This is a genomic window from Kitasatospora sp. NPDC101801, assembly GCF_044766665.1.
In the GTDB taxonomy this organism is placed as follows: domain Bacteria; phylum Actinomycetota; class Actinomycetes; order Streptomycetales; family Streptomycetaceae; genus Kitasatospora.
In genome coordinates this window covers 154,742-164,318 of sequence record NZ_JBIWML010000011.1, presented here as the reverse complement: position 1 = coordinate 164,318, position 9,577 = coordinate 154,742, and the positions used below count along the sequence as shown (strand labels likewise).

The window sequence follows — 9,577 nt, the reverse complement described above, 5'->3', positions numbered from 1 at the left end:
GTTACACCTGTGTTGGTTTTTTTACGGGCCCGGCCCGCCGCGCCCCCGGGGGGTTAACCGGTGGGGTGACGGGCGGCACAACGCGTTTTAAACCCCGGGGGGGGGGGGGCCCCGGCCCCCCCCGGCCCCGGGGACAACGTCTCGGATCAGACGCCCGCACGCTCGCGGTGCTCCAGCGCCTGGCGGTACAGCCGCCCGGCCCGGTACGAGGAGCGGACCAGCGGGCCCGACATGACGCCGGCGAAGCCCAGCTCCTCGGCCTCCTGCTGGAGCTCGACGAACTCGTGCGGCTTCACCCAGCGCTCGACCGGGTGGTGCCGGACCGACGGCCGCAGGTACTGGGTGATGGTGATCAGCTCGCAGCCGGCACCGACCAGGTCGGCCAGCGCCTGGCTGACCTCCTCGCGGGTCTCGCCCATGCCCAGGATCAGGTTGGACTTGGTCACCAGACCGGCCGCGCGGGCCTGGGTGATGACGTCGAGCGAGCGCTCGTAGCGGAACGCCGGGCGGATCCGCTTGAAGATCCGCGGCACCGTCTCGACGTTGTGCGCCAGCACCTCGGGGCGGGACGAGAAGACCTCGGCCAGCTGCTCGGGCACCGCGTTGAAGTCCGGGATCAGCAGCTCGACGCCCGTCCGGCCGGTGGCCCGGTCGGCGGTCAGCGCGTGCACCTGGCGGACCGTCTCGGCGTACAGCCAGGCCCCGCCGTCCGGCAGGTCGTCACGGGCGACACCGGTGATGGTGGCGTAGTTCAGGTCCATCGTGACGATCGACTCGGCCACCCGGCGCGGCTCGTCCCGGTCGAAGTCGGCGGGCTTGCCGGTGTCGATCTGGCAGAAGTCGCAGCGGCGGGTGCACTGGTCACCGCCGATCAGGAAGGTCGCCTCGCGGTCTTCCCAGCACTCGAAGATGTTGGGGCAGCCGGCCTCCTGACAGACCGTGTGCAGCCCCTCCTTCTTCACCAGCGCCTGGAGGGCGTTGTACTCGGGGCCCATCTTGGCCCGGGTCTTGATCCACTCGGGCTTCCGCTCGATGGGGGTCTCGCTGTTGCGGACCTCCAGGCGGAGGAGCTTCCTGCCGTCGGGCGCGACAGCGGACACGTGCGACTCCTAGAACTAGACGGGGTACCCCCAGGGTACGCCTGTGCTTATAGGGCTTGTACCGGGCCTGCACCCTGCATTCGCAGGGGGCACAGCGCCCCGGCGGCGCACCGCATTCCCGCTCAGCGGGCGAGTGCGGGCTCCGGCAGTTCGGCCAGCACCTCGCGCAGGTGGCGCTCGACCACCGGCAGGGCCGCGCCGACCCCGAAATCCCGGCCCAGCTCGGAGCTGACCGAGCCGACCCCGGCGTCCCGGATGCCGCAGGGCACGATCCGGTCGAACCAGGTCATGTCGGGGTCGCAGTTCAGCGCGAACCCGTGCATCGTCACCCCGCGCGCGACCCGCACACCGATCGCGGCGAGCTTGCGGTCGTCGCCGCGCTGGCCGGCGTTGGAGGCCGCGTACTCGGGCCCGGCCAGCCGGGGGTCGATCCCCAGCGGCAGCCCCATCCGCAGCGTCAGCTTGCCGATCTCGACCACCTGGGACGGGTCCACCACGGCGCCCGGGATGTCGGCACCGAGCACCCAGACCCCGCTGCGGCCCTCGATCCGGGTGGTGCCCACCCCGAACTCACCGCAGGCCCGGATCAGCGCCTCCTCCAACCGACGGACGTAGGCGACCACGTCGATCGGGTCCGGCAGCTTCACGATCGGGTACCCGACCAGCTGGCCGGGGCCGTGCCAGGTGATCTCGCCGCCCCGGTTCACCTGCACCACGGGGGTTCCGTCGAGCGGGAAGTCCTCGGGGTTGGTCCGCTTCCCCGCCGTGTACACCGGCGGGTGCTCCAGCAGCAGCACGGTGTCCGGGATCTCGTCCGCGACCCGCAGCGCGTGCAGCCGCTGCTGCTCCGCCCAGGCCTCCTCGTACGGCACGGACCGCTCGCCTATGCCCATCCGCACGAAACGCACCTGCTCGCTCACCGCTGCTCCTTGCCATGGCGTTCGAGACCAACCCGGCAACTGTACGCCCGCCTCCGGACGGAGCTGTCCGGGGGAACGCGAAGACCCCGGTCGCCGCGCGGCGACCGGGGTCTTCGTGCTCGATCAGGCCGACGGGCGGACGCCGACCTCGTACCGACGGAGCCGGCCGTCCACCCAGACGGCGACGTCCACCCGGTCGAAGGCCACCGCCGCCTCGGCGAGCAGGCGGTCCACGAAGGCCCGCACCGCCTCCGCGGGGAGCGACCAGCCGGTCGCCCGGGCCACCGTCAGGTGCCCGGCCTCGGCCGTGCGCAGGGCCACCGTCTCGGTGACCGTGTCGCCCGCCGCTGCGGCCGTCACCAGGTGACGGTTCGACGGTTCCGGCCGGAAGCCCGGCCGGGGGTGACCGGCCGGGGCGCCCCGCTCGGCGAGCTCGGCGGCTGAGCACCCGTCACCCGACGGTGGCTCGGCACCGGCGAGCTGGACGACGACCTCGGCCGCCGTCAGCTCCGGCAGCACGCCCCGGTAGCCGTGCGCGCCCTCCACCTCCAGGGACGTCTCCAGGCCGGGCCAGGTGCCGTGCACGGCGTCCTCCGCCCACCGGCCGTAGCCCTGGAGGGCGGCCAGGGAGTCGTCCCCGGCGGTCCGGTCGATGGCGATGTGGAGGTAGCAGTCGTACGGGCGGACCGCGGGCCACTCGGCGGAGACCTCGCCGACGGCCGGACCGAGCCGGTCGCCGGGGTCGGTGCTCAGCCGGATGCTGAAGCCGGAACCGTCCGGCCCGGTGGTCCGCTGCCAGGTCACCCCGGCCGGGTCGGCCGGAAGCCCGAGGGCCCGGCCGAGTTCCGCCGTGGTGAGGGCGGGCCCGCTGACCCGCCGTACCAGGAGCGCTGCGTCAGTCGACACCGGCTAGCACCCCCAGCCCTTGCACTTGGGTTCGCTGCCGACCTTACCGGAGATGGCCCAACCGCCCGCGTCGCCCGAGCCCCACACCGTGTACGTGTTGAAGTCGGCGCTGCTGTTGTGGAGATAGCTCTTCAGGCTGGACATGGCCGTTGCCGCCTCGTAGTTGTCCGGAAGCCTGACGTAGGCCCGTTCGGCGCCCTTGCCCGTCATCTTCTTCAGGTTCTCCTGGACGGTGCCCTTGCCCATCGAGGTCGGGGCCTTGAACTCCGAGAGGACGCCGTCCACCCAGGCGTCGGGAGTCTTCCCGTCCTGCCCGCCGCCCTCGTCGATCGCGACCACCTTCGAGCCGGCCCGGGCCAGGTCGAAGGCGATCTGGTACTCGCCGTTGCTGAACGCGTACGTGGTCAGGTTGCTGCCCTTCTTGGTCAGCGTCTTGAAGCGCTTCGGGTCGAACGGGACCGCGGACTCGTCGATCCGGCCGGCGATCTTCTCGACGAAGTTCTCCAGCATGATGTCCTCGGCCAGGCCGAACGCGCCGCAGCCGTCCCGGGCGCCCTTGGTGCAGTACTTCTTGTCGATTCGTCGGATGTCGGCGAGGTACTTACCGATGATCGGATTGTCCGGCTGCATCAGCCAGGCGACCCGGGCCTCGTGCCACTTCTTGCGGTTCTCCGCGCTACCGGTCGTGACGGTGGTCGGCGTGGTGGGCGCCGGCGGATGGCACTTGGTGGTGCACTCCGGGCCCTCGGTGGGCTCGTGCCAGGTGCCGCCCATGCCGACCCAGCCGTGCAGGGCCATGTCCCGGCTGGAGCAGTCGTCCGCACACATCTTGCGGCCGTCGGGGTCGCTGGTGCCGATCGGGTTGGCACCGGAGTAGCCGTAGCCGTTCAGCTCCTTGGGGCTGTCCGACACGAACAGCGGGTCGACGCTGACGAAGCGTCCGTTCGCGGCGTCGTAGTCGCGGGCCCCGAGGTGGGTGAGTCCGGTGGACTCGTCGACCCCGCCGAGGAAGCCGTGGCTGCCCGCCCAGGTGACCGGCTTGGTGCCGCGTACCTCGCCGAACGGGCTGGTCCGCCGCTGGGCGACCGTGCCGGTGGCCGCGTCCAGGTTGAGCTCGGCGGTGCCGTGGTGGTCGACGATCTGGAAGGTGACCTTGCCGTCGTCGGTCCGGACGGCGGCTGCCGAGCCGAGCGAGTAGTAGCGGGTCGCGGTCGGCTTGGCGGCTCCCTTGGTGAGGGTCAGCTCGGTGCCGCCGAGGTAGAGCGTCCACTTCTCGGCGGCGGGGTCGGCACTGTCCAGGACGTGCGAGGTCAGCCGGCTCCCGGCCGGGTCGTAGAGGTAGTCGGTCGACCTGGTGGTGGTCGTGCCGCCGGTCGTCAGGGTGTCGACGACCTTGCCGAGGTGCTCCTCGCCGTCCCAGGTCAGCACCTGGTCACTGGTGGTGGTCGCGGCGAGCTGCCGGTGGCGGGTGACGGTGTTGCCGCCGGGGTCGTAGCCGAACGACTCGGCGAGCACACCGGTGCCGCTGGTGCCGGTGAGGGTGTGCGGCTGGGGGGCGGTCGCCCCCGGGTAGCCGTACTTGGCGGTGACGTCCTTGCTGGTGTCCCCGGTCCGGTCGTGCTCGGTCCGGGTGTTCCGGGTGCTGTCGCTGTTGTAGGTGTAGCCGGTCCAGTACGGGGCCGGTCCGCCGAGGGACCTGGCGTCCGGGGTGGCCGGGCAGCTGCCGGTGCCGGGCGTGAACGCCTCGGTCAGCCGCACCAGGTAGTCGTACCTGAAGCACTGCCGGTCGGTGACCCCCCGTGAGGTGTCGGTGATCGAGGTGATGTTGCCGGCCGGGTCGTAGGAGTACGCGGCCGCGCGGAGCGCGGTGGCGACGCCGTACAGGTCGGTGCGCGAGGAGGCGAGGCGCTGGGTGCCCCACTCGTACGTGTTGGTGAGGTAGAGCTGCTTGTTCGGCGTGCCGTCGGACAGCGTGGCCTGGAGCGGCTTGCTGGTCGGGCTGTAGGTCTGCGCGGAGAGGTAACCGCTGAGCCCCTGGGCCGAGTTCATCCGGTGCAGGGCGTCGTAGCCGAAGGCCACCGACTCACCGGCGAGGTTGCCCGCCGCCGGGTAGCTGGTGCTCTGCGGCTGGCCGTCCAGCCGGTAGACCGTCCCGCTGGCGTAACTGCCGGCCAGCGCCTCCTGGCCGGGGACGGACGGCACGGTCAGGGTGGTGCGGGTGGCCCGGCCGAGCGGGTCGTACAGCGACCAGGTGGTCTTGTACTGGTAGGCGGTCGAGCCGATCGTGACGTGCCGGGTCGCCGAGGAGATCAGGCCCTTGTTGCCGGCCGGGTCCCAGACCTGGGAGGTCAGCAGGGGGCCGGTGGGCGAACCGGAGTGCAGCTCGGTCTGCCGTCCCAGGTTGTCGTAGACGTAGGCCAGCGTCTTGTTGTTGCCGTCCTTGCTGGTGACCAGTAGGCCGCGGTCGTCGTAGGTCTTGACCGCCGTCCCGGCGTCGGGGTCGACCGTCTTGACCTGCCGCCCCTGCTGGTCGTAGGCCCAGGACCACTGGGTACCGGCCTGGTCGGTCAGGTTGACCAGGTGCCCGGCCGGGTCGTAGCGGTAGCCGATCCGGTCGTAATCACCGGTCGGTGTGGCCGACTTGTAGTGGCGCAGCTCGGTGGTCCGGCCGGCCGCGTCGGTGATCGTGGTGCTCGGGGTGCCACCCGACGGCGGGGTGACGGTCACCCGGTCGCCGCCGTACTCGGTGAGGGTGGTCGAGAGCGGGGTGCCCACGCCGTTGCCGGCCAGCACGCTGCTCCGCACCACCCGGCCCAGGCCGTCGTACGTGTTGGCGGTCTGGGTCTCGACACCGGTGGCGTCCTCGACCTTGAAGAGCGTCGCCCCGGGCGCCCCGGTGGCGTAGTAGGGCGCGTAGGCGAGCGCGGCCTGGCCGCGCTCGTCGTAGAAGGTGTCGGTCAGCACCCGGCCGCCGGCCTCACCGGGCGCCTGGGTCTGCCTGGCCCGGCCGAGGCCGTCGTACAGGACGTAGGAAGTGTCCTGGGAGCCGTCTGCGTTGAGCGAGCGGGTGGCGACCGTGTTCGGCTTGCCGTCGAGGTCGGTGTACGCGAACTCGACGTTCGGCGTCTGGGCGTTCACCTTCGAGCGGTTCGGCTGCCAGACCTTCAGGCTGCGGCCGAGCGCGTCGGCCAGCAGGTCGGTACGCCGGTTGTTGACGTCGACGGTGGCCACCGGCAGCCCGCGGGCCAGGTCGTACTCGGTGACGGAGACCATCGCAGTGGCCGGGCTGCCCGCGACCACCGGCGGTCCGGTGACGGTGACCTTGGTCGGGCGGCCGGTGGCGGGGCTGTATCCGGTGCCGGTGGTCTGCGCCAGCGGGCTGGCGGTGGTGACCGGGGCGGTGGCGCCGGTGGTGTCGAAGACGCTGGTCGAGGCGAGCTTGGTGGTGCTGTCGGCCCGGCCGTAGACGTCGTAGTGGGTGGCACCGTCGAGGTAGGTCGCGGTGGTACCGGTGCGGGACTTCAGCGTCTCGACCAGGGTGGCGGTGCCCTTGGTCGGGGCGACGCCGTAGGCCTGGTCGTCGAAGCGCTGCCGGACGTCCGAGAGGACGGCGGAGCTGCCGTCCGCCCGGGTGTCCAGGTTCACCGCGGCGGTGCAGTCGGCCGCCACCGTCTCGGTCTGCGCGGCGGCGGTGAAGATCCAGGCCGAGGTGTTGGCGAGGTAGGTGGTCCGGGTGCAGGTGTCGTCGGTGCCGACCGCGACGTCACCCAGGTCCTCGGACCTGATGATCCGTCCGTAGTCGTCGTACCCCGAACTGGTGCGGGTCTCGCGCCAGTTGACACCCGCCCCGTTGTCCAGCGAGGTGAAGGAGCGCCGGACGGCGGTGCCGGTGATGTTGGCCGTGGTGGTGCCCCAGTCGCGGACCCGCTTGGCGGTCTCCTTCTTCCACGGAGTGCTGACGGTCTTGCCCACGATCTTGCCGCCGGGCTTGTCGTACTGTTCGCTGCGGTACTCGAAGGCGGCCCAGGCCTGATCGTCGGTCAGCACGGTGCCATGACCGTCGTCGACGGTGACGGTGCGCTTCTTCGTCTTGTCGGTGGGGTCGGAGCGGTCGTCGTGCATGCCGCGCAGGAAGTAGTGCTCGGCCTGGGTGGACATCCCGGAGGTGCCGCCGGTCTCGACCCGGGTGCGGGCGTAACCGCGCCACTGGGACCAGGTCTTGAGCTTCTCCTTGGTGATGCCGTCCTCGTCGTCGAAGTGCCAGGCGGCGTCACCGAGGTAGCTGTAGCGGGTGACCAGGTCGGGTGCGCCGCCGGTGCGGTCGGTGGCGATGACCGACTCGACCACGTACTTGTTGAACCACTCGGTGGTCACCGGGGTCTCGTTGGCCGGCTGGTACTGCTGCGGGAAGCAGCGGGTGGTGTTGGTCTGCGGGGTGGGCAGGTTGTTCCAGTCGCAGGCCGGCGCCGAGTAGTTGACGTCGATCTGACCACCGCGCTCGTCGGTGATGGTGCCCAGCCGCTGCTTGATGAACGGCGCCCGTCCGTCGCCGACCTTGTCCAGGCGGTTGGCCAACTGCCGGTAGGCGAATCCGGTCTTCGGCAGCGGAACGGCCGGGGTGGCGGAGGAGCCGGTGTGCTGGACCGAGTCCAGCAGCAGCTGGTAGTCGAAGTCGGCGGTGCCCCACTTGTGCTTCAGCGTCCAGGTGTCGACGGCCAGGTAACTGCCGTCGGCCTGCAGGGTCTTGGCGGCCACCTCGGTCAGCCGGGTGCGGGTGAAGAAGGTCGGCGAGAGCTGGCTGGTGCAGTCCTTGCCGTCGTCGCAGTTCTGGTCCCACGGAGTGTCGTACCAGTACTGCCGGTTGGCGCCGATCTTCGCCGGGTCGCACAGGCCGGCCGTGGTCTCCAGGCAGCGTTCGGCGGTGCCGAAGTCGACCCGGCCCATCGGCTTGACCGTGGCGGAGTAGATGTCACCCTGCTGCTGGCCGTACTCGATGTGGTCCAGACGCCCACCGCGCACGTACGGGGTGCGGTCGGCCGCCTTGAGGTTGCGGCCGTAGTTGTTGGTCTCCTGGGCGTACCAGTAGGTGATGTCGTTCCCGTTGGAGTCGATCACCAGGTCCAGGTTCCAGCGCCAGCCCTGCTGGCACCAGGAGGAGGCGAAGTCGGCGCCCTTGCACGGCTCACCGGCGTTGTTGCCGAAGACCGGCACGGTGTAGACGGACTTGGTCTCCGGCTTACCGCTGCTCCAGTTCGACAGGCGGTTGTAGCCGAAGTAGTACCGGGTGCCGTCGGTGGTGACGGCCCGGAAGTACTCGCCGTCGTTGTCGCCGTTGGCGCGGGCGGTGTCCCGCCCCCGGGTGATCTTGGTGTTGTCGTCGCCGCTGATCCGCCACTCGTTCGCGCCGACCGGGATCAGCTCACCGGAGTGGCCGGCGAAGCTGATGGTGGCGTTGTCGGTGGCCCAGCAGAGGTCGCCCGGCTCCTTGTCGTCGGTCTTCACCCCGTCGTCCGCGCAGGACTTGTAGGTGCGCTCGACGAAGCCGGGGGACAGCTCGAAACCGTCCCCGGCCCAGGAGGCCTGGTTGTTGCTGCTCGCGGTCCGTCCGTCGATGCTGCCCGAGTTGTAGGACAGGCCCACCTTCGGGGTCAGCCCACCGGGCATCGCGGTGATCGGCATGTCGTAGGCCCAGGAGAACGACCCGCTGTTCAGCGAGGTCGACCAGCTGGAGGCCGGGGACAGCGGGGTGGCCTTGTAGTCACCGCTCGGACCGGCCGTGGTGGCGGCCGCCGCCAGCACCGTCGTGGGCCCGCTGCCCGAGGAGAGCCGCATCGAGCCGGCCGCCGGGGCCGGGGCCGCCGTCTCGGCGGTCACGGTCTGCCGCTCGACGTCGTTGCTGCCGGGCAGTGGCGTCTGGACCCGGCACTCGGGCCGTTCCGGTGCGGTCAGGACGCACTCGGGCAGCTGGACCAGCCGCAGCCGGGCACCGAAGCCGGCCCCCGCCGCCTGCGCGAAGCCGCTGTAGTCGACGCTCACCCGGGTGGCGGCGTCCGCGCCGCTGACGGTCAGCAGCACGCCGGAGATCCCGGCCCGGCGGGCGAGGTCCTGGCCGAGCACCTGGACGGCCGCCCGCTGCGGCGCCCGGTCGTCGGTGGTGGCCAGGGTGACGGGCAGACCCGCGGCCCGGCCGGCCCGGCCCGCCTCGGCGGGCAGCTCGACGACCGCGCGGCCCTCGGCGGGCCAGTCGGCCTGCCGGGCGCCGGGCGCGCTCACCGTGGTGTCGGGGCGGCGGTCCTTGCCCTGGGCGTTCGAGCCCTTGACCGGCTTCTCCGGGGAGACGGCCGAGGGCTTGGCGTAGGCGGCGCCGGCCGTGCCTGCCACCAGCGGCAGGGTGGGCAGCAGTGAGCCGACCAGTGTGCTCACCAGAACGGTGGCGACTCTGATCCTGGTCCGCGGTGAGGCGGCCCGTCTCCTGGTCATGGGATGTTCCTTCATGTCGTTCCTCGTGCGAAAACGGGACGTGGGGGGGGGGGGCCCCCCGCCGGCCCCCCCCCCCCCGGGGGGGGGGGGGGGGGGGGCGGGGGGGGGGGGGGGGGCCGCGCGGGTATAGGGGGCGCCGGGCCCCCCCTCCGGGGGGCCCCCCCCCCGGGT

General features: G+C 71.7%; 4 protein-coding genes. All 4 read right to left on the bottom strand.

All coding sequences use genetic code 11. The features are described 5' to 3' along the window. Window positions 1–146: 146 nt before the first annotated feature. The 4 genes from ACIRPK_RS16125 to ACIRPK_RS16110 all read right to left on the bottom strand — a co-directional run bounded on the left by ACIRPK_RS16125 (window position 147) and on the right by ACIRPK_RS16110 (window position 9,406). A complete protein-coding gene (locus ACIRPK_RS16125; RefSeq protein WP_403038630.1) occupies window positions 147–1,100 on the bottom strand; it encodes a lipoyl synthase in 954 nt (317 codons plus the stop codon). A 122-nt stretch (window positions 1,101–1,222) separates the two neighbouring features. Then, window positions 1,223–2,020 (bottom strand): lipoyl(octanoyl) transferase LipB, encoded by a 798-nt coding sequence (gene lipB / locus ACIRPK_RS16120; RefSeq protein ID WP_403038627.1) that lies wholly within the window; start codon window positions 2,018–2,020, stop codon window positions 1,223–1,225. 123 nt (window positions 2,021–2,143) lie between these two features. Further along, window positions 2,144–2,926, bottom strand: a complete 783-nt coding sequence (locus tag ACIRPK_RS16115) for a hypothetical protein (RefSeq protein WP_403038624.1) — start codon at window positions 2,924–2,926, stop codon at window positions 2,144–2,146. Window positions 2,927–2,929: 3 nt separating this feature from the next. Then, window positions 2,930–9,406 (bottom strand): RHS repeat-associated core domain-containing protein, encoded by a 6,477-nt coding sequence (locus ACIRPK_RS16110; RefSeq protein ID WP_403038621.1) that lies wholly within the window; start codon window positions 9,404–9,406, stop codon window positions 2,930–2,932. Window positions 9,407–9,577 lie beyond the last annotated feature (171 nt).

What these genes read in the sequence shown, in the direction of transcription:
- ACIRPK_RS16110 (WP_403038621.1), bottom strand. Translation starts at nt 9,406, where the DNA reads ATGACCAGGAGACGGGCCGCCTCACCGCGGACCAGGATCAGAGTCGCC.